Below are 18,920 nucleotides of genomic sequence, written 5' to 3'. Positions count from 1 at the left end.
GATGCGCGAGCGACTCAATCTCTACCTCGACCTGATCCGCTGGAACCGGCCGGCCGGCTGGTTGCTGCTGCTGTGGCCCACCCTGGGCGGCCTGTGGGTGGCGGCGGGCGGCTTTCCGGGCTGGCACCTGCTGGCCGTGTTCACGCTGGGGACCATCCTGATGCGCAGCGCCGGCTGCTGCGTCAACGACGTGGCCGACCGCGACTTCGACCGCCATGTCAAGCGCACGGCCCAGCGCCCCGTGACCAGCGGCCGGATCGGCGTCAAGGAGGCCCTGGCCGTGGGCGCGGTGCTGGCGCTGCTGGCCTTCGGCCTGGTGCTGACCACCAATGCCGCCACCATCGCCTGGTCCTTCGCCGGCCTGGTGCTGGCCCTGGTCTACCCGTTCGCCAAGCGCTATGTGTCCATGCCGCAGGCCGTGCTGGGCTTGGCCTTCAGCTTCGGCATCCCCATGGCCTTCGCGGCCACGACCGGCCAGACGCCCTGGCTGGCCTGGCTGCTGCTGCTGGGCAACCTGTTCTGGGTGCTGGCCTACGACACCGAGTACGCCATGGTGGACCGCGACGACGACCTCAGGATAGGCATGAAGACCTCGGCCATCACCCTGGGTCGCTACGACGTGGTGGGGGTGATGCTGAGCTACGGCCTGTTCCTGGCGATCTGGGCCCTGGCCCTGGCCGGCCGCTTGCCCGGCCCGGTCTTCTACGCCGGCATCGCCGCGGCCCTGGCCCTGGCCGCCTGGCACTACACCCTGATCCGGGACCGCACGCGCGAGGGCTGCTTCAAGGCCTTCCGGCTCAACCACTGGGTGGGTTTTGCCGTGTTCGCCGGCATCGTGTTGGCCTACGCGCTGGGCTGAGCGCTCTTCACGCGGAACCGAACTCGTCGCCGAGCTCCTTGGCGCGCTGGCGCGCCGCGTGCATCGCCTTGATGAACAGGGCGTTGACGCCGTCGTGCTGCATGGCGCTGATGGCGGCGTAGGTGGTGCCGCCCTTGGAGGTCACGCGCTGGCGCAGGACTTCGGGCGGTTCGTCGGAGGCGCGCGCCAGTTCCGAGGCGCCGACGAAGGTGCCAACGGCCAGGCGATGCGCCTGCTCGCGCGTGAGGCCCATCTCCAGACCGGCCTCGGTCATGGCTTCCAGGAAGAAGAACACATAGGCCGGGCCCGAGCCCGACAGGGCCGTGACCGCGTCCAGCTGCGCTTCTTCCTGGACCCACAGGAACTCGCCGGTGGTGCTGATCACGCGCTCGACCAGGGCGCGGTCGTGGGCCGTCACGGCCGGCCGCGCGTAGAGCGCCGTCATGCCCTTGCCGACCAGGGCCGGCGTGTTGGGCATGGAGCGCACGATGCGCTCGCTGCCCAGCCAGGCGGCGATGCTGTCCGAGCGTATGCCGGCGGCCACGCTCAGGTGCAGGGCGGCGCCGGTGTGCTCGCGCGCGGCCTGAGCGGCCTCCTTGAAGGTCTGCGGCTTCACGGCCCAGACCACCAGCGCGGCGCGCGCCAGCGCCGGGCCGGCCTCGGGCAGGGCGGCGATGCCGAACTGCGACTGCAGGCGCTCGCGCGCTTCGGCCCAGGGCTCGACGACCTCGATCTGCTCGGCGCGCATGCCCTGGCGCAGCAGGCCGCCGATGATGGCGCTGGCCATGTTGCCGCCGCCGATGAAGGCGATGGGGGATACGGGGAAGGGGGCTGTGCTCATGCTCATCGTGGTCGCTCCAGGAATTCAGAGGCCGCGAACGGATGGGCGGCCGCATCCCGCATTGTCGCCGCTGGCCAGGGCCTATGAAAGGGTCGCCTGGCGCACCGCATGCTCCCATTGCGCCATGAGCTCCTGCGCGCGCGCCGCGTCCAGCGTGGGCAGGAAGCGGCGTTCGGCGCGCCACAGCGCGGACAGCTCGTCGGTGCCGCGCCAGACGCCGCAGGCCAGCCCCGCGAGGTAGGCCGCGCCCAGGGCCGTGGTCTCGACCACGGCCGGGCGGACCACGGGAATGCCGAGCAGGTCGGCCTGGAACTGCATCAGCAGGTCGTTGACGCAGGCGCCGCCGTCCACGCGCAGCTCGCTGACCGGTGCGGCGCCGGCCGCCACCGCGTCGCGGCTCATGGCCTGCAGCAGGGCGGCGCTCTGGTAGGCGATGCTCTCCAGCGCCGCGCGCGCGATGTGGGCCACCGTGGTGCCGCGCGTGAGGCCGGTGATGGTGCCGCGCGCCTCGGGCTTCCAGTAGGGGGCGCCCAGGCCGGTGAAGGCCGGCACCATCATCACGCCGCCCGAATCGGGCACGCTCTGTGCGAGGGCCTGCACCTCGCTGCTGGCCTGGATGGCGTGCAGGCCGTCGCGCAGCCACTGCACCACGGCGCCGCCGACGAAGACGCTGCCCTCGATCGCGTACTCGGGCTGCGGCCCCGGCTGGGCGGCGCTGGTGGTCAGCAGGCCGTTGCGCGAGGTCTGGAAGCGGCTGCCCGTGTGCATCAGCATGAAGCAGCCCGTGCCGTAGGTGTTCTTGGCCATGCCCTCGCTGAAGCAGGCCTGGCCGAACAGCGCGCTCTGCTGGTCGCCGGCCACGCCGCCTATGGGGATGGCGTGGCCCAGCAGGCTGGCGTCCAGCTCGCCGAAGGCCGCGCTCGAGGGCAGCACGCGCGGCATCAGCGCGGCCGGAATGTCCAGCAGGCGCAGCAGCTCCTGGTCCCACTGGTTGCTGTGCACGTTGAACAGCATGGTGCGCGAGGCGTTGCTGACGTCGGTGGCGTGCACCCGGCCCCGCGTCAGCTGCCAGACCAGCCAGCTGTCCACCGTGCCGAAGGCCAGTTCGCCGCGCTCGGCCTGGGCGCGCGCGCCCGGCACATGGTCGAGCAGCCACCTGAGCTTGGTGCCCGAGAAATAGGCGTCGATCAGCAGGCCGGTCCTGGACTGGACCAGGTCGGCCAGGCCCTGCTCGCGCAAGCGGGCGCAGGTCGGCTCGGCCCGGCGGTCCTGCCACACGATGGCGTGGTGCAGGGGCTGGCCGCTGGCGCGGTTCCACAGCAGCGTGGTCTCGCGCTGGTTGGTGATGCCGACCGCGCGGATCGCGTGGGCTTGGAGCCCGGCCTTGGCCAGGGCCTCGCGCGCCGTGGCGAGCTGGGTGCGCCAGATCGCCTGCGGGTCATGCTCGACCCAGCCGGGCTGGGGGTAGATCTGCGGCAGCTCCTGCTGGGCCTGCGCGACCAGGCGGCCGCCGGCGTCGAACACGATGCTGCGGGAGCTGGAGGTGCCTTGGTCGAGCGCGAGCAGGTAGGTCATGGGAAGCGGCGATGAAGGATGGACGGGGGCGGTCGGGGCTCAGGCGGCGATCTCGCAGCGCACCTGGGCCTCGGCCAGCAGGGCCGGAAACGGCGGCGGCGGCTCGGCGTCGGTGAACAGGCGGTCGATCTGTTCCAGCGTGGCCAGGCGCACCAGGGCCGGGCGGTTGAACTTGCTGACATCGGCGGCCAGCCAGACCTCGCGCGCCTGCTCGATGATGGCCTGCGCCACCTTGACCTCGCGCAGGTCGTAGTCGCGCAGCGAGCCGTCGGACTCTATGCTGGAGACGCCGATCAGCGCGATGTCGACCTTGAACTGGCGTATGAAGTCCACCGCGGCCTCGCCGACGATGCCGCGGTCGCGCGTGCGCACCAGGCCGCCGGCCACGATGACCTCGCAGTCCGGGTTGGCACTGAGGATGGCGGCCACGTTCAGGTGGTTGGTGATCACGCGCAGGCCGCGGTGGCGCAGCAGGGCCCGGGCGATGGCCTCGGTCGTGGTGCCGATGTTGAGGATCAGCGAGCAGTCGTTGGGCACCTGGGCGGCGACGGCGCGCGCGATGCGCGCCTTGCCGTCGGCATGCAGGCTTTCGCGCTGCTGGTGCGCGATGTTCTCTATCGTGGAGCTGGGCACGCGCACCCCGCCGTGAAAGCGCGCCAGCAAGCCGGCCTCGGCCAGGCGCTGCACGTCGCGGCGCACGGTCTGCAGCGTCACGCCGAGCATCTCGGCCAGCTGTTCGACGCTCATGGCGCCATGGCTGCGTACGGCTTCGACCAGCCGAATCTGGCGGGGATTGGGGTTCACTGCGGGACTGGGATGAGGCGGTTGGGGCTGGAGCAGACTCTAAAACGAAACAAAAGGAATTTTATTAGGGAAAACGATTGCAATAAAAGATCAAAATCGAACAAAATAGAAAAATAAGGCGCCGACCTTGGCTGGCCGATGGCGGTTGGCGCGAGCGCCTGGCCCAGCTGCTTCCATGACCGACCAACCGACCCCCCTGCCGACCCCGCGCGATGTCCTGATGGCGCGCCTGGCCGAGCCCTGCCTGTACGACCTGGCCATCATCGGCGGCGGCGCCACCGGCCTGGGCGTGGCGCTCGACGCGGCCCTGCGCGGCCTGCGCGTGGTGCTGCTGGAGTCGCACGATTTCGCCAAGGGCACCTCCTCGCGCGCCACCAAGCTGGTGCACGGCGGCGTGCGCTACCTCGCGCAGGGCGACATCGGCCTGGTGCGTGAGGCGCTGCACGAGCGCGCGACCCTGCTGCGCAATGCGCCGCACCTGGCGCAGCCGCTGCCCTTCGTGATGCCGTCCTACCGCTGCTGGGAGGCGCCGTTCTATGGCCTGGGCCTCAAGGCCTACGACGCGCTGGCTGGCCGCGACGGACTGGGGAAGACCGAGTTCCTCGGTCGCAACCGGACGCTGCAATGCCTGCCCGGGCTGCAGGCCGACGGCTTGCGCGGCGGCGTCAAGTACTGGGATGGTCAATTCGACGATGCCCGCCTGGCCCTGGTGCTGGCGCGCACCGCTGCGGCCCAGGGCGCGCTGCTGCTGAACTACTGCGCCGCCACCGGCCTGGTGCACGAGGCCGGCCGGGTCGCGGGCCTGGTCTGCGAGGACCGGGAGACCGGGCGAACCTACACCGTGCGCGCGCGCTGCGTGGTCAACGCGGCAGGGGTCTGGGTGGACGAGGTCCGGCAGATGGACGGCCGGGCCACCGGGCGCCCGGCCCGGCCCATGGTGGCGCCGAGCCAGGGCGTGCACCTGGTGGTGGACCGCGAGTTCCTGTCGACCGACCATGCCCTGCTGGTGCCCAAGACCGCCGACGGCCGCGTGCTGTTCGCCGTGCCCTGGCTGGGCAAGCTCATCCTGGGCACGACCGACACCCCGCGCCACGACCTGGCGCGCGAACCCGAGCCGTTCCGCGACGAGGTCGAGTTCATCCTGCGCGAATCGGCGCGCTACCTGCGCCGCGCGCCGACACGTGCCGACGTGCGCAGCTGCTGGGTCGGGCTGCGTCCGCTGGTCAAGCCGCAGGAAGAGGAGGCGGGCGGCACCAAGGGCCTGAGCCGCGAGCACACCGTGCTGGTCAGCGCCAGCGGCCTGGTCACGGTGACCGGCGGGAAGTGGACCACCTACCGCGCCATGGCCGAGGACGTGCTGGCCAAATGCGGGGAGGCGCGCCTGCTCGAAATGCCGGAATCGAAAGTGACTGCCAACTTTCCGCTGCTCGGCGCCGATCCTGCGCCGGCCGGGCGGCCGCGCATCAGCGATCCGCCGGGCCTGCACGCCTACGGCAGCGAGGCGCCGGCGGTGCAGGCCCTGCCGGGCGCGGATCGCGAACTGGGCGGCGGCCTGAGCGAAGCCATGGTGCGTTTTGCGGCGCGCCACGAGTACGCGCGCACCGTGGAGGACATGCTGGCGCGGCGCAGCCGCCTGCTGTTCCTGGACGCGGCCCTGGCCGCCAGGCTGGCGCCGGCCGTGGCGGAAATCCTGCGGGAAGAGACCGGCCAGGACCCGCAGGCCGAGGCCTTTCTGGCCTTGGCGTCGCGTTATCAGCATTTACCCGAGTGAAGGCGCTTGACAGCTTGCCGAAGCGCTGCCACAATAGCAGGCTTCGCTTTAACTAGCGGAAATTTCTGCCCAGCAAAAGCGCCGCGAGTGGTTCGTGGCGTGGACGACGGGCCCAAGACTGATCCGGGTGACTTGCCGTCTTTACCTTGAGTGGGGCGGCGGGAATCTCGGATGCAAGTTGGGAATATTGAAATGATCCAGACTGAATCTCGGTTAGACGTTGCCGACAACACCGGCGCCAAGTCCGTGCTGTGCATCAAGGTGCTCGGCGGGTCCAAGCGCCGCTACGCCAGTGTCGGCGACATCATCAAAGTGAGCATCAAGGAAGCTGCTCCGCGCGGCCGCGTCAAAAAAGGCGAGGTCTACAGCGCGGTGGTGGTGCGTACCGCCAAGGGCATTCGCCGCGGCGATGGCTCGCTGGTCAAATTCGATGGCAACGCTGCCGTGTTGCTGAACAACAAACTGGAGCCCATCGGCACCCGCATCTTCGGCCCGGTCACGCGTGAACTGCGTACCGAGAAGTTCATGAAGATCGTGTCCCTGGCTCCCGAAGTTCTGTAAGGACGCGCCATGAACAAGATTCGCAAAGGCGACGAAATCATCGTGCTCGCGGGGCGCGACAAGGGCAAGCGCGGCAAGGTCTCGCTGCGCACCGACGATTCGCATCTCGTGATCGAGGGCGTCAACCTCGTCAAGAAGCACGCCAAGCCGAACCCCATGAAGGGTACGACCGGCGGCATCGTGGAGAAGGCCATGCCGATCCACCAGTCCAACGTGGCGATCTTCAACGCCGCCACGGGCAAGGCGGACCGCGTGGGCATCAAGCTGCTGGCCGACGGCAAGCGCGTGCGTGTCTACAAGTCCAGCGGCGAAGAAATCAAGGTGGCATGACCATGGCACGACTGCAACAACACTATCGCGAAAAGGTCGCTCCCGAGCTGATGGCCAAGTTTGGCTACAAGTCTCCGATGGAAGTGCCGCGCATCACCAAGATCACGCTGAACATGGGCGTGAGCGAGGCCGTGGCCGACAAGAAGGTCATGGACCATGCCGTCGGCGACCTGACCAAGATCGCCGGCCAGAAGCCGGTGGTGACCAAGGCCAAGAAGGCCATCGCGGGCTTCAAGATCCGCGAAGGCCAGGCCATCGGCTGCATGGTGACCCTGCGTGGCGTGCAGATGTACGAATTCCTGGACCGTTTCGTCACCGTGGCCCTGCCGCGCGTGCGTGACTTCCGCGGCATCTCCGGCCGTGCCTTCGACGGCCGCGGCAACTACAACGTGGGTGTCAAGGAACAGATCATCTTCCCCGAGATCGAGTACGACAAGGTCGATGCCCTGCGCGGTCTCAACATCAGCATCACCACGACGGCCAAGACCGACGACGAGTGCAAGGCACTGCTCGCCGGCTTCCGTTTCCCGTTCAAGAACTGAGGTGACTTGTGGCTAAAGTAGCTTTGATCGAGCGCGAGCTCAAGCGAGAAAAACTGGCTGCCAAGTACGCCAAGAAGTACGCGGAACTGAAGGCCGTCGCCAACGACGCCAAGCGTAGCGACGAAGAGCGCGCTGCCGCCCGCCTGGGCCTGCAGAAGCTGCCGCGCAACGCCAACCCCACGCGCCAGCGCAACCGTTGCGAGATCACCGGTCGCCCGCGCGGCACCTTCCGCCAATTCGGCCTGGGCCGCGCCAAGATCCGCGAATTGGCCTTCGAGGGCAACATCCCCGGCATCACCAAGGCCAGCTGGTAAGTCGGCAGGAGAGATACAACATGAGCATGAGTGATCCCATCGCCGATCTGCTGACCCGCATCCGCAACGCGCAAATGGTGGCCAAGTCCACCGTGTCCGTGCCTTCTTCCAAGGTGAAGGTGGCCATTGCGCAGGTGCTCAAGGATGAGGGCTACATCGACGGCTTCCAGGTCAAGACCGAAGCCGGCAAGTCCGAGCTTGAAATCGCCCTGAAGTACTACGCCGGTCGCCCGGTGATCGAGCGCATCGAGCGCGTGAGCCGCCCCGGCCTGCGCGTGTACAAGGGCCGCGATGCCATCCCCCAGGTCCAGAACGGCCTGGGCGTGGCCATCGTCACCACCCCCAAGGGCGTGATGACGGATCGCAAGGCGCGCGCCACCGGTGTCGGCGGCGAAGTGCTTTGCTATGTGGCTTAACGTGGCATTGAGGAGAAACTGAAATGTCCCGCGTAGGAAAAATGCCTGTGACCGTCCCCGCTGGCGTGGACGTGTCGATCAAGGACGACCAGATCAGCGTCAAGGGCGCCGGCGGCCAGCTGTCGCTGCCCCAGCACGCTCTGGTCAAGGTGAGCAACGAGGGCGGCAAGCTGAGCTTCGCCCCCGCCAACGAGTCGCGCGAAGCCAATGCCATGAGCGGCACGCTGCGCCAGCTCGTGAACAACATGGTCATCGGCGTGAGCAAGGGCTTCGAGAAGAAGCTGAGCCTGGTCGGCGTGGGCTACAAGGCCCAGGCCCAGGGCGCCAAGCTGAACCTGTCGGTGGGCTTCTCCCACCCGGTGAACAAGGACATGCCGGCTGGCATCACGGTGGCAACGCCGGTCCCCACGGAAATCGTGATCAAGGGTGCCGACCGCCAGCGCGTGGGCCAGGTGGCCGCCGAGATCCGTGCGATTCGTCCCCCGGAGCCCTACAAGGGCAAGGGCATCCGCTATGCGGATGAGAAGATCACGATCAAAGAGACCAAGAAGAAGTAAGGAGCCGCAGCATGTTGACCAAAAAAGAGCAGCGTCTTCGTCGTGCCCGCCAGACCCGCATCCGCATTGCCACGCAAGGCGTTGCCCGTCTGACGGTGAACCGCACCAACCTGCACATCTACGCCAGCGTGATCTCCGGCGACGGCAGCAAGGTGCTGGCCAGCGCCTCCACCGCCGAAGCCGATGTGCGCAAGTCGCTCGGCGCCACCGGCAAGGGTGGCAATGCCGCCGCCGCGCAGCTGATCGGCAAGCGCATTGCCGAGAAGGCCAAGGCGGCCGGTGTCGAGAAGGTGGCGTTCGATCGTGCCGGCTTCGCCTACCACGGCCGAGTGAAGGCCCTGGCTGACGCCGCACGTGAAGCGGGCTTGCAGTTCTAAGCGGATCGGAAATTCAAATGGCTAAGTTTCAGGCAAAAACGCAAGGTGACGGTCCCGAAGACGGTCTGCGTGAAAAGATGATCGCGGTCAACCGCGTCACCAAGGTGGTCAAGGGTGGCCGCATTCTTGGTTTCGCTGCGTTGACCGTGGTGGGCGATGGCGACGGCCGCGTCGGCATGGGCAAGGGCAAGTCCAAGGAAGTGCCGGCTGCCGTGCAGAAGGCCATGGAAGAGGCCCGCCGCAACATGACCAAGGTGTCGCTCAGGAACGGCACGATCCACCACAACGTGGTGGGTCACCACGGTGCGGCCCGCGTCATGATGGCGCCGGCTCCCAAGGGTACCGGCATCATCGCCGGCGGCCCGATGCGCGCAGTCTTCGAAGTCATGGGCATCACCGACATCGTGGCCAAGAGCCACGGTTCGTCCAATCCCTACAACATGGTTCGCGCCACGTTCGACGCCCTGGCCAATTCCACCACCCCGGCGGAAGTGGCGGCCAAGCGCGGCAAGACCGTCGAAGAACTCTTCGCTTGATCGGGAGTTTGAATATGACTACGCAACAAACCGTCAAGATCCAGCTGGTTCGCAGCCCGATCGGCTGCAAGGAATCGCACCGTGCCACCGTGCGCGGCCTGGGCCTGCGCAAGCTGAACAGCGTGAGCGAGCTGCAGGACACCCCTGCGGTGCGCGGCATGATCAACAAGATCAGCTACCTGGTCAAAGTTCTCTAAAGAGGCCGTTGATGGAACTCAATAGCATCCAACCCGCGGCGGGCGCCAAGCACGCCAAGCGCCGCGTCGGTCGCGGCATCGGCTCCGGCCTGGGCAAGACCGCAGGTCGTGGCCACAAGGGCCAGAAATCGCGTTCGGGCGGCTACCACAAGGTCGGCTTCGAAGGCGGCCAGATGCCCATGCAGCGTCGTCTGCCCAAGCGCGGCTTCAAGTCGCACCTGCTGAAGTTCAACGCCGAAGTCACGCTGACGGCGCTGGAGCAGCTCGGTGCGTCCGAAGTCGACCTGCTGGCCCTGAAGCAGGCCGGCCTGGTCAGCGAGATCGCGAAAGTGGTCAAGGTCATCAAGTCCGGCACCCTCAGCAAGGCCGTCAAGCTCACGGGCATCGGCGCGACCGCCGGCGCCAAGGCGGCCATCGAAGCTGCTGGCGGTTCGCTGGCCTGACATCGGTGAAAGAAGATCGCAGTGGCAACTAGCGCGGCTCAAATCGCAAAAACGGGCAAGTTCGGCGACCTGCGTCGCCGGCTGGTCTTTTTGTTGCTCGCGCTGGTGGTGTACCGCATCGGCGCCCACATCCCCGTGCCGGGCATAGACCCGGGCCAGCTGCAGCAGCTCTTCAAGGGCCAGCAGGGCGGCATCCTGAGCCTGTTCAACATGTTCTCGGGTGGCGCGCTGTCGCGGTTCACGGTGTTTGCCCTGGGCATCATGCCCTACATCTCGGCCTCCATCATCATGCAGCTGCTCACCTACGTCCTTCCGGCGTTCGAGCAGCTGAAGAAGGAGGGCGAGGCGGGGCGGCGCAAGATCACCCAGTACACGCGCTACGGCACGCTGGGTCTGGCCGTGTTCCAGTCGCTGGGCATCGCCCTGGCGCTGGAGGCCTCCGCCGGCCTGGTGCTGAGCCCCGGCTTCGGCTTCCGCATGACGGCCGTGGTCAGCTTGACCGCCGGCACCATGTTCCTGATGTGGCTGGGCGAGCAGATCACCGAGCGCGGCCTGGGCAACGGCATCTCGATCCTGATCTTCGCAGGTATCGCGGCCGGTCTGCCCAACGCCCTGGGCGGCCTGTTCGAGCTGGTGCGCACCGGTGCCATGAGCATCCTGGCCGCGCTGTTCATCGTGACCCTGGTGGTCCTGGTGACCTACTTCGTGGTGTTCGTCGAGCGTGGCCAGCGCAAGATCCTGGTCAACTACGCGCGCCGCCAGGTCGGTAACAAGGTCTACGGCGGCCAGTCCTCGCACCTGCCGCTGAAGCTGAACATGGCCGGCGTGATCCCGCCGATCTTCGCCTCGTCGATCATCCTGCTGCCGGCGACGGTGGTGAGCTGGTTCAGCTCGGGCGAGTCCATGCTGTGGCTCAAGGACATCGCGGGCGCGCTGACCCCCGGCCAGCCGATCTACGTGATGCTGTACGCCGCGGCCATCGTGTTCTTCTGCTTCTTCTACACGGCCCTGGTGTTCAACAGCCGTGAGACAGCGGACAACCTGAAGAAGAGCGGCGCCTTCATCCCGGGCATCCGTCCGGGCGACCAGACGGCGCGCTACATCGACAAGATCCTGGTGCGCCTGACGCTCGCCGGCGCGGTCTACATCACCTTCGTGTGCCTGCTGCCCGAGTTCCTGATCCTCAAGTACAACGTGCCGTTCTACTTCGGCGGCACGTCCTTGCTGATCATCGTGGTCGTGACCATGGACTTCATGGCGCAAGTGCAGAACTATCTGATGTCCCAACAATACGAGTCGCTGCTGAAAAAGGCGAATTTCAAGACTACGCTGGGTGGTTGATCGGATCGGGAATGTCCAAGGACGACGTCATTCAGATGCAGGGCGAGGTGGTTGAAAACCTGCCCAACGCCACCTTCCGAGTGAAGCTGGAAAATGGTCATATTGTGTTGGGACACATCTCGGGGAAGATGCGGATGCACTACATCCGCATCCTGCCCGGGGACAAGGTCACGGTTGAGTTAACGCCTTACGACCTGACGCGGGCACGCATCGTGTTCCGCGCCAAGTAAACAGGCCACGAGTTTTAGGAGAAAGAAATGAGAGTTTCGGCTTCGGTCAAGAAAATTTGCCGCAACTGCAAGATCATCCGCCGCAAGGGCGTTGTCCGCGTGATCTGCACGGATCCGCGTCACAAGCAGCGTCAAGGCTGATCGCAAGAGTTTTAGAGGACGAACATGGCACGTATCGCTGGCATCAACATTCCGCCGCATCAGCATGCTGAGATTGGTCTGACGGCCATTTTCGGCATTGGTCGCACCCGCGCCCGCAAAATTTGCGAGGCCTGCGGCATTGCGTACTCCAAGAAGGTCAAGGACCTGACCGACGGTGATCTGGAAAAAATCCGCGACCAGATCGCACAGTTCACCATCGAAGGTGACCTGCGCCGTGAAACCACGATGAACATCAAGCGCTTGATGGACATCGGCTGCTACCGCGGCTTCCGCCATCGCCGCGGCCTGCCGATGCGCGGCCAGCGCACGCGTACCAACGCACGTACCCGCAAGGGCCCGCGCAAGGCCGCTCAGGCTTTGAAGAAATAATTGGGATTGAGAGTTCAACATGGCAAAAGCTCCCGCCAGTAACGCCGCGCAGCGCGTGCGCAAGAAGGTCCGCAAGAACGTGTCGGACGGCATTGCCCACGTGCACGCCTCGTTCAACAACACCATCATCACGATCACCGACCGCCAGGGCAACGCCCTGTCCTGGGCTTCCTCCGGTGGCCAGGGCTTCAAGGGCTCGCGCAAGTCCACCCCCTTCGCCGCGCAGGTCGCGTCGGAAGTGGCCGGCCGTGCTGCCGTGGAGCAGGGCATCAAGAACCTGGACGTCGAGATCAAGGGCCCCGGCCCCGGCCGCGAGTCCTCGGTTCGTGCCCTGGCTGCCCTCGGCATCCGCATCACCTCGATCTCCGACGTGACGCCCGTGCCGCACAACGGTTGCCGTCCGCAGAAGCGTCGCCGCATCTAATCTCACTCACCAAGCCCACCGCCATCAGCCAAGGCTGGTGGCTCCCGCGATCAGTTCGCGGCAGATGACTAAAAGGAAGCTCAAGTGGCACGTTACCTCGGCCCCAAGGCCAAACTTTCCCGCCGTGAAGGCACGGACCTGTTCCTGAAGAGCGCCCGCCGCTCGATCAGCGACAAGGCCAAGTTCGACTCCAAGCCCGGCCAACACGGCCGCACCTCGGGCCAGCGCACCTCCGATTTCGGCCTGCAGCTGCGCGAGAAGCAGAAGGTCAAGCGCATGTATGGCGTGCTCGAGAAGCAGTTCCGCCGCTACTTCGAGGAAGCCGACCGCCGCAAGGGCAACACCGGCGCCAACCTGATGTTCATCCTCGAGTCCCGCCTGGACAACGTGGTCTACCGCATGGGCTTCGGCTCCACGCGCGCCGAAGCGCGCCAGCTGGTCTCGCACAAGGCGGTCACCGTGAACGGCCAGTCCGTGAACATCCCGTCCTACATGGTCAAGACCGGCGACGTGATCGCGGTGCGCGAGAAGTCCAAGAAGCAAGGCCGCATCGCGGAAGCGCTGCAGCTGGCTCAGCAAGTCGGCCTGCCGGCCTGGGTCGATGTCAACGCCGACAAGGTCGAAGGCACGTTCAAGAAGGTGCCGGACCGCGACGAGTTCGCCGCCGACATCAACGAATCGCTGATCGTCGAACTGTATTCGCGCTGATCGGTTTCCTTTACCGATCGCAACGTTCCTGGAACGCGGGGCACCGCCTTCCAGGTGCTTCACCAGCCTTACCGGTGTAACGAGCCGGGGGTATTGAGAGGAAGTCTTAATGCAAACAACATTGCTGAAACCCAAAGCCATCAACGTCGAGCAGCTGGGTCCCAACCGTGCCAAGGTCACGCTGGAGCCCTTCGAGCGCGGCTATGGCCATACGCTGGGCAACGCGCTGCGGCGTGTGCTGCTGTCGTCCATGGTCGGCTATTCAGCAACCGAAGTCACCATCGCCGGCGTGCTGCACGAGTACTCGTCGATCGACGGCGTGCAGGAGGATGTTGTCAACATCCTGCTGAACCTCAAGGGCGTGGTGTTCAAGCTCCATAACCGCGACGAAGTCACGCTGAGCCTGCGCAAGGACGGCGAGGGACTGGTCACCGCCGCCGACATCCAGACGCCGCATGACGTCGAGATCATCAACCCCGACCACGTGATCGCCACGCTGTCGCAGGGCGGCAAGCTGGACATGCAGATCAAGGTCGAGAAGGGCCGCGGCTACGTGCCCGGCACCATGCGCCGCTACGGCGACGAGGCCACCAAGTCGATCGGCCGCATCGTGCTCGACGCCTCCTTCTCGCCGGTCAAGCGCGTCAGCTACACGGTCGAGAGCGCCCGCGTCGAGCAGCGCACCGACCTGGACAAGCTGGTCGTCGAGATCGAGACCAACGGCGCGATCACGGCCGAAGAGGCCGTGCGTGCCTCGGCCAAGATCCTGGTCGAGCAGCTGGCGGTGTTCGCCCAGCTCGAGGGCAGCGAACTGGCCGCCTTCGACCAGCCGGCCCAGCGCGGCGGCAGCGACCGCTTCGACCCCATCCTGCTGCGTCCGGTGGACGAGCTCGAGCTGACGGTGCGTTCCGCGAACTGCCTCAAGGCCGAGAACATCTACTACATCGGCGACCTGATCCAGCGCACCGAGAACGAGCTGCTCAAGACCCCGAACCTGGGCCGCAAGTCGCTCAACGAGATCAAGGAAGTGCTGGCCTCGCGTGGCCTGACCCTGGGCATGAAGCTGGAAAGCTGGCCGCCCGCCGGCCTCGAGAAGCGCTGATTTAAAATAACGGTCCCCACGTCATTGGGGAGTGCACCGGGCAGTACCTGATACGGCTGCCCGTTTTTGATAAAGAAAGGAAAGCACCATGCGTCACGGACACGGCCTCCGTAAACTCAACCGCACCAGCGAGCACCGCCTCGCCATGCTGCGCAACATGATGAACTCGCTGATCGAGCACGAGGTCATCAAGACCACGGTCCCCAAGGCCAAGGAACTGCGCCGCGTGATCGAACCCATGATCACCCTGGCCAAGCAGCCCACGGTGGCCAACAAGCGCCTGGCCTTCGACCGCCTGCGCAGCCGCGACAGCGTGACCAAGCTGTTCGCCGACCTGGGCCCGCGCTTCGCGACCCGTCCGGGCGGCTACACCCGCATCCTGAAGATGGGCTTCCGTGTTGGCGACAATGCGCCCATGGCCCTGGTCGAGCTCGTGGATCGTCCGGCCGTGGTGGAAACTGCAGCCGCCGAGAGCAACGCCGCAGAATGATGCTATAATTCCCGTCTACCGCGCGATGGAGCAGTCTGGTAGCTCGTTGGGCTCATAACCCAAAGGTCGGAGGTTCAAATCCTCCTCGCGCAACCAAGACAAGGCGGTCTCCGCCAAGCAAAACGCCCACTCAACAGTGGGCGTTTTGCTTTTCTGCGCCGCTTCGCATGCCGGCGCCCCGAATCCAGAATCCATGAACATCGTCGTCAACGAAGAACTCAAGGCCTACATCGATCCGCTCACGCCCGAGGAGCACGAGGCGCTGGAGCGCAGCCTCCTGGCCGAAGGTTGCCGCGACGCCCTGGTGCTCTGGGGCGAGCTGCTGGTCGACGGCCACAACCGCTACGCCATCTGCCAGAAGCACGGTCTGCCGTTCCGGACCCAGCAAAGCCAGCTGTTCCTGAGCCTGGAGGACGTCCACCTGTGGATGATCGACCAGCACCTGGGCCGGCGCAGCGTCTCGGACTTCCAGCGCGGCGTCCTGGCCTTGCGCAAGCGCGAGATCGTCGCGCAGCGGCGCGCGCGCATGCTGGCCGCGTCCAGCCAGGCCGCCGGCCAGGCGGAAGGCGCGGACGCCAGCGACGAGCCGCCCTGGGACGACGCTCCTTCGCCGGCCGCGCCCTCGGAAGGCCTGGCGGCCGCGCCTGCCGATCCCGAGCCGCTCAAGAGCCGCGAGGACATCGCGCGGGCGGCACGCCTGCGTAGCAGCCAGGTGCTGATGATCGAGAAGATCCAGAAGCAGGCAGCACCCGAGGTGGTGGCGGCCCTCAAGACCGGGGCCCTGTCGCTCAGTGCTGCAGCGGCTGTGGCCACCCTGCCGCCGGAAGAGCAGCAGGCTGCCGCCAGTGGCGGCGCGGTCGAGTTGAAGCAGGCGGCCAAGCGCGTGCGCGAGGCCAGGCGCCAGCCGCGCGAGGCCAAGCTCGTGGAGGAGGGCAGCCCGGCCGAGGCGCCCACGGGCGATCAGCTGCGGGCGCTGCAGGCGCGCGTGGCCGAACTCACGGCCGAGAACGAGGCCCTGCGCAAGCAGGTCGCGAACCTGCTGGCGCAACTGATCAAGTGATCCCCGCCCTTATCCAGAGGCATCCCTGAAAGAACCCATGCCCGCATTCGCGGGCATGGGCTAGCGGAGGCCTATGCCGCCGTCAGTTCTTCGTGGTCTGCTTGGCTTCGCCCTGCGAGGTCTTCTTGGCCTTGCCGGCATGCTCCTTGGCTTTGCCCTTGGCCTTGCCCTGCGCGCCGTCCTTCATCTCGTCGGCCTTCATGCCGGCCTTGGCGTCGGCTTTGGCGGGCGTGGCTGCGGAAGCAGGCGTGGCAGGCGTTGCCGGGGAGGCCGGGGCCGTGGCCGTCGTGGGTGCAGCAGGCGTGGCGGGCGTCGCGGGGGTGGCAGGCGTTGCCTGGGCGAAGACACTGGCAGCGAACAGGCCGGCGATCAATGCGGAGAGCAGCTTCGTCATCTCATAAACCTTTCATGGTGTTGTGAACATGCCGCCGAACGGTGGCAGCACGCCCCCTTAACCCTGGGGCAGGATGCGGGGTTGACGCCCTGGACGCAGGACATGGCGCGACTTTGTTTCCAGGCGCAAGCGCTACCGGGCGCCCTGTACGAAGCGTAAGCATTCGGTTTGAAACGTTGCGGAAAGCTTGGATTCGCCCGCTGCCTGTCGATGGCACCTGGGCCAGATCCGAAGGCGGGATGGCACCGCCATCATCCCGCGTTGCCGCGCTTTTCGTGCCTATGCAAGCCGCTGAGGTTAGGATGGCGCGCATGAACTCATTCTCAAACGCCCTCAAGTCAGAAATCGCCCGCGTGGCCCGCAAGGAGCTCAAGGATGAAATGCTCGCCTTGAGAAAGGCAGCGTCCAGCCATCGCACCGAGATCGCGGCCCTCAAGCGCGAGCTCAAGGCACTGGCGTCCCAGGTCAAGCTGGCCCAGCGCGCGGTCAAGGTGGCAGCGCCCAAGGTCGACGCGGCGGCGGCCGCCGAGCAGCCCAGGCGCGTGCGGTTCAGCGCCCAGGCCTTTGCCGCCCAGCGCGCCAAGCTGGGGATTTCCCAGGCGCAGATGGCCGAGCTGCTGGGCGCCTCGGCCCTGTCGGTCTATAAGTGGGAGTCCGGCAAGGTCCAGCCCCGCGCCGCCCAGCTGGAGCGCATCGCCGCCATCCGGGGGCTAGGCAAGCGCGAGGCCGCTGCCCGCCTGGGCAAGGCCTGATTCACCGAGGCAGTCCCGCGCCTCACTCCGCCAGCGGCAGCGCGCTGGTGCACTTGATCTCGTCCAGGCAGACGCTGGAGCGCACGCTGCTCACGCCGGGCAGGGGCATCAGCGTGTTCATCAGGAACACCGACAGCGACTTGAGGTCGTGCGCGATGATCTTGATCACGTAGTCGAAGTCGCCGGTGACCGAGTAGCACTCCTGCACCTCGGGGATGTCGGCGATCAGGTCGCGAAACTTGGGCATCTCGCGGAGATGGCCCTTCTCCATCGCCACGTGGATGAAGGCCACCACCTGAAAGCCCATGGCCACCGGGTCCAGGCGCGTCTCGTAGCGCGCGATCAGGCCCAGCTCCTCCAGCCGGCGGTGGCGGCGCAGGCATTGCGCCGGCGAGAGGCTGGCGGCTTCGGCCAGCTCCAGATTGGAGGCGCGCCCATGGGCCTGCAGGAAGCGCAGGATTTTGAGGTCGGTTCGATCCAGATCAAGTCGATGCAATCTCGCCTCCGTATTTGACGGGTTGGAAGAAATCATATTGCATGAACCGGGGTTCTCCCGGGGGGCTTACGCAACACAATTTTGTCGCGCCAACCCTAGAATTCTCCCTGCCGAAGACCTCCCCACCCCAGGGTCTCGGTGAATCAACGCCGGGCCCGCCGATCGCGGCCCGGCCCGGCCGAATTCCCACAAGGAGACTAGCGAGTGAAATATTATTTCTTCAAAGGGCGGCTTGCCGCCCTGGCCATGGCGCTGGGCGCCATGGCCGCCCCGGCCCTGGCCGCCGACAAGTCCGTGGCCGTCACCGCCATCGTCGAACACCCGGCGCTGGACGCCGCGCGCGACGGCGTGCGCGACGAGCTCAAGGCCGCCGGCTTCGAGCCCGGCAAGAACCTCCGATTCGAATACCAGAGTGCCCAGGGCAACACCGGCACGGCGGCCCAGATCGCACGCAAGTACGTGGGCGACCGGCCCGACGTGATCGTGGCCCTGGCCACGCCCTCGGCCCAGGCCGTGGTGGCGGCGACCAAGGAGGTGCCGGTGGTCTACAGCGCCGTGACCGACCCGGTGGCGGCCAAGCTGGTCAAGAGCTGGGAGGCTTCGGGCACCAACGTCACCGGCGTGTCGGACCTCTCGCCGCTGGACAAGCACCTGGACCTGATCAAGCGCGTCGTGCCGGGCGCCAAGCGCGTGGGCGTGATCTACAGCCCCGGCGAGGCCAACTCGGTGGCCATCGTCGAGGCCCTGAAGAAGGCCACGCAGGCCGCCGGGCTGAGCCTGGTCGAGGGCGCGGCCGCGCGCACGGTCGACGTGCCCAGCGCCGCGCAAAGCCTGGTCGGCAAGGTCGACGTGATCTACGCACCGACCGACAACAACGTGATGTCGGCCTTCGAGGGCATTGCCAAGGTCGCGCAGCAGGCCAAGCTGCCGGTGGTCGCGGCCGACACCGACGCGGTCAAGCGCGGCGCCGTCGCCGCCCTGGGCCTGAACTACTACGACCTGGGCCGCCAGACCGGCAAGCTGGTGGTGCGCGTGCTCAAGGGCGAGTCGCCCGGCAAGATGGCCTCGCAGCTGAGCCACAGCTTCGAGCTGCACGTCAATCCCGGCGCCGCGCAGAAGCAGGGCGTGACGCTGCCGGACGAGCTCGTGAAGTCCGCCAAGGTCGTGGTCAAGTAAGCCACCCCGCCAGGCGCCGCCCGGCGCGCCTGGCCCGCTATCCCGCTGTCACACATCCCCTGGCCCCGGCGGCCGGCGCCTGCGCGCACCGCC

At 66.7% G+C, this 18,920-nt stretch carries 28 protein-coding genes and 1 tRNA gene; 24 read left to right on the top strand and 5 right to left on the bottom strand.

All coding sequences use genetic code 11. The features are described from left to right. Position 1 precedes the first annotated feature (1 nt). A complete protein-coding gene (gene ubiA, locus FFS10_RS04595) occupies positions 2–859 on the top strand; it encodes a 4-hydroxybenzoate octaprenyltransferase (protein WP_137891964.1) in 858 nt (285 codons plus the stop codon). 7 nt (positions 860–866) lie between these two features. Here the strand turns inward: ubiA and proC are convergent, their stop codons facing one another. The 3 genes from proC to FFS10_RS04580 all read right to left on the bottom strand — a co-directional run bounded on the left by proC (position 867) and on the right by FFS10_RS04580 (position 4,079). Continuing rightward, positions 867–1,700: a pyrroline-5-carboxylate reductase gene (gene proC / locus FFS10_RS04590; protein WP_502702650.1), complete on the bottom strand. Its 834-nt coding sequence runs from the start codon at positions 1,698–1,700 to the stop codon at positions 867–869. 81 nt (positions 1,701–1,781) lie between these two features. Beyond that, a complete protein-coding gene (glpK, locus tag FFS10_RS04585) occupies positions 1,782–3,275 on the bottom strand; it encodes a glycerol kinase GlpK (protein ID WP_137891960.1) in 1,494 nt (497 codons plus the stop codon). A 39-nt stretch (positions 3,276–3,314) separates the two neighbouring features. Further along, on the bottom strand, positions 3,315–4,079 hold the full coding sequence (locus tag FFS10_RS04580) for a DeoR/GlpR family DNA-binding transcription regulator (protein WP_137891958.1): 765 nt from the start codon (positions 4,077–4,079) through the stop codon (positions 3,315–3,317). Positions 4,080–4,254: 175 nt separating this feature from the next. Here FFS10_RS04580 and FFS10_RS04575 point away from each other — a divergent pair, with 175 nt between their 5' ends. The 21 genes from FFS10_RS04575 (at position 4,255) to FFS10_RS04475 (ending at position 16,009) form a co-directional block, all read left to right on the top strand. After that, on the top strand, positions 4,255–5,850 hold the full coding sequence (locus FFS10_RS04575; protein ID WP_137891956.1) for a glycerol-3-phosphate dehydrogenase/oxidase: 1,596 nt from the start codon (positions 4,255–4,257) through the stop codon (positions 5,848–5,850). Between the two features lie 192 nt (positions 5,851–6,042). Continuing rightward, a complete protein-coding gene (gene rplN / locus FFS10_RS04570) occupies positions 6,043–6,411 on the top strand; it encodes a 50S ribosomal protein L14 (RefSeq protein WP_137891954.1) in 369 nt (122 codons plus the stop codon). A gap of 9 nt (positions 6,412–6,420) precedes the next feature. After that, complete coding sequence (gene rplX, locus FFS10_RS04565; RefSeq protein WP_137891953.1) at positions 6,421–6,741, top strand: 50S ribosomal protein L24; 321 nt, start codon at positions 6,421–6,423, stop codon at positions 6,739–6,741. Positions 6,742–6,743: 2 nt separating this feature from the next. Continuing rightward, positions 6,744–7,283 carry a 50S ribosomal protein L5 gene (gene rplE, locus FFS10_RS04560; RefSeq protein WP_137891951.1) on the top strand — a complete coding sequence of 180 codons (540 nt, stop codon included), beginning with the start codon at positions 6,744–6,746 and terminating at the stop codon, positions 7,281–7,283. A gap of 8 nt (positions 7,284–7,291) precedes the next feature. Next, the gene (gene rpsN / locus FFS10_RS04555) at positions 7,292–7,597 is read left to right on the top strand and encodes a 30S ribosomal protein S14 (RefSeq protein ID WP_137891949.1); all 306 of its coding nucleotides are present in this window, start codon (positions 7,292–7,294) and stop codon (positions 7,595–7,597) included. A 20-nt stretch (positions 7,598–7,617) separates the two neighbouring features. Further along, positions 7,618–8,013, top strand: coding sequence for a 30S ribosomal protein S8 (gene rpsH, locus FFS10_RS04550; RefSeq protein WP_137891947.1), 396 nt, complete (start codon positions 7,618–7,620; stop codon positions 8,011–8,013). Positions 8,014–8,036: 23 nt separating this feature from the next. After that, a complete protein-coding gene (gene rplF, locus FFS10_RS04545) occupies positions 8,037–8,570 on the top strand; it encodes a 50S ribosomal protein L6 (protein ID WP_137891945.1) in 534 nt (177 codons plus the stop codon). Positions 8,571–8,581: 11 nt separating this feature from the next. Then, the gene (rplR, locus tag FFS10_RS04540; RefSeq protein ID WP_137891943.1) at positions 8,582–8,947 is read left to right on the top strand and encodes a 50S ribosomal protein L18; all 366 of its coding nucleotides are present in this window, start codon (positions 8,582–8,584) and stop codon (positions 8,945–8,947) included. Between the two features lie 17 nt (positions 8,948–8,964). Next, complete coding sequence (rpsE, locus tag FFS10_RS04535; protein WP_137891941.1) at positions 8,965–9,483, top strand: 30S ribosomal protein S5; 519 nt, start codon at positions 8,965–8,967, stop codon at positions 9,481–9,483. Between the two features lie 14 nt (positions 9,484–9,497). Continuing rightward, a complete protein-coding gene (rpmD, locus tag FFS10_RS04530) occupies positions 9,498–9,680 on the top strand; it encodes a 50S ribosomal protein L30 (RefSeq protein WP_137891939.1) in 183 nt (60 codons plus the stop codon). Positions 9,681–9,691: 11 nt separating this feature from the next. Beyond that, positions 9,692–10,123 (top strand): 50S ribosomal protein L15, encoded by a 432-nt coding sequence (rplO, locus tag FFS10_RS04525; protein ID WP_137891937.1) that lies wholly within the window; start codon positions 9,692–9,694, stop codon positions 10,121–10,123. A gap of 21 nt (positions 10,124–10,144) precedes the next feature. After that, complete coding sequence (secY, locus tag FFS10_RS04520) at positions 10,145–11,464, top strand: preprotein translocase subunit SecY (protein ID WP_137891935.1); 1,320 nt, start codon at positions 10,145–10,147, stop codon at positions 11,462–11,464. Positions 11,465–11,475: 11 nt separating this feature from the next. After that, positions 11,476–11,694, top strand: a complete 219-nt coding sequence (infA, locus tag FFS10_RS04515) for a translation initiation factor IF-1 (RefSeq protein WP_137891933.1) — start codon at positions 11,476–11,478, stop codon at positions 11,692–11,694. Positions 11,695–11,721: 27 nt separating this feature from the next. Continuing rightward, a complete protein-coding gene (gene rpmJ / locus FFS10_RS04510) occupies positions 11,722–11,835 on the top strand; it encodes a 50S ribosomal protein L36 (protein ID WP_011481465.1) in 114 nt (37 codons plus the stop codon). A 24-nt stretch (positions 11,836–11,859) separates the two neighbouring features. After that, the gene (gene rpsM / locus FFS10_RS04505; protein ID WP_137891931.1) at positions 11,860–12,225 is read left to right on the top strand and encodes a 30S ribosomal protein S13; all 366 of its coding nucleotides are present in this window, start codon (positions 11,860–11,862) and stop codon (positions 12,223–12,225) included. A 19-nt stretch (positions 12,226–12,244) separates the two neighbouring features. Next, positions 12,245–12,649 carry a 30S ribosomal protein S11 gene (rpsK, locus tag FFS10_RS04500; protein ID WP_137891929.1) on the top strand — a complete coding sequence of 135 codons (405 nt, stop codon included), beginning with the start codon at positions 12,245–12,247 and terminating at the stop codon, positions 12,647–12,649. 84 nt (positions 12,650–12,733) lie between these two features. Next, positions 12,734–13,357: a 30S ribosomal protein S4 gene (rpsD, locus tag FFS10_RS04495; RefSeq protein WP_137891927.1), complete on the top strand. Its 624-nt coding sequence runs from the start codon at positions 12,734–12,736 to the stop codon at positions 13,355–13,357. A 109-nt stretch (positions 13,358–13,466) separates the two neighbouring features. Beyond that, on the top strand, positions 13,467–14,459 hold the full coding sequence (locus tag FFS10_RS04490; RefSeq protein WP_137891925.1) for a DNA-directed RNA polymerase subunit alpha: 993 nt from the start codon (positions 13,467–13,469) through the stop codon (positions 14,457–14,459). An 88-nt stretch (positions 14,460–14,547) separates the two neighbouring features. After that, entirely contained in the window at positions 14,548–14,949 is a 402-nt protein-coding gene (gene rplQ, locus FFS10_RS04485; protein ID WP_137891923.1) for a 50S ribosomal protein L17, read from the top strand. Between the two features lie 19 nt (positions 14,950–14,968). Next, a tRNA-Met gene (locus tag FFS10_RS04480) sits at positions 14,969–15,045 on the top strand. A gap of 97 nt (positions 15,046–15,142) precedes the next feature. Then, positions 15,143–16,009: a ParB N-terminal domain-containing protein gene (locus tag FFS10_RS04475; RefSeq protein WP_137891921.1), complete on the top strand. Its 867-nt coding sequence runs from the start codon at positions 15,143–15,145 to the stop codon at positions 16,007–16,009. Between the two features lie 82 nt (positions 16,010–16,091). Here the strand turns inward: FFS10_RS04475 and FFS10_RS22920 are convergent, their stop codons facing one another. Then, complete coding sequence (locus FFS10_RS22920; RefSeq protein ID WP_171016011.1) at positions 16,092–16,403, bottom strand: hypothetical protein; 312 nt, start codon at positions 16,401–16,403, stop codon at positions 16,092–16,094. 311 nt (positions 16,404–16,714) lie between these two features. Here FFS10_RS22920 and FFS10_RS04465 point away from each other — a divergent pair, with 311 nt between their 5' ends. Next, positions 16,715–17,155: a helix-turn-helix domain-containing protein gene (locus tag FFS10_RS04465; protein ID WP_137891919.1), complete on the top strand. Its 441-nt coding sequence runs from the start codon at positions 16,715–16,717 to the stop codon at positions 17,153–17,155. 22 nt (positions 17,156–17,177) lie between these two features. On the opposite strand, the gene FFS10_RS04460 is transcribed toward FFS10_RS04465, so the two are convergent. Continuing rightward, the gene (locus FFS10_RS04460; RefSeq protein ID WP_137891916.1) at positions 17,178–17,651 is read right to left on the bottom strand and encodes an Lrp/AsnC family transcriptional regulator; all 474 of its coding nucleotides are present in this window, start codon (positions 17,649–17,651) and stop codon (positions 17,178–17,180) included. Between the two features lie 246 nt (positions 17,652–17,897). On the opposite strand from FFS10_RS04460, the gene FFS10_RS04455 reads away from it, so the two are divergent. Further along, positions 17,898–18,827, top strand: coding sequence for an ABC transporter substrate-binding protein (locus FFS10_RS04455; RefSeq protein ID WP_137892045.1), 930 nt, complete (start codon positions 17,898–17,900; stop codon positions 18,825–18,827). Positions 18,828–18,920 lie beyond the last annotated feature (93 nt).

This window comes from Ramlibacter sp. 2FC, from assembly GCF_005503345.1.
GTDB lineage: Bacteria > Pseudomonadota > Gammaproteobacteria > Burkholderiales > Burkholderiaceae_C > SCMQ01.
This window is presented reverse-complemented; position numbering and strand designations above follow the sequence as displayed.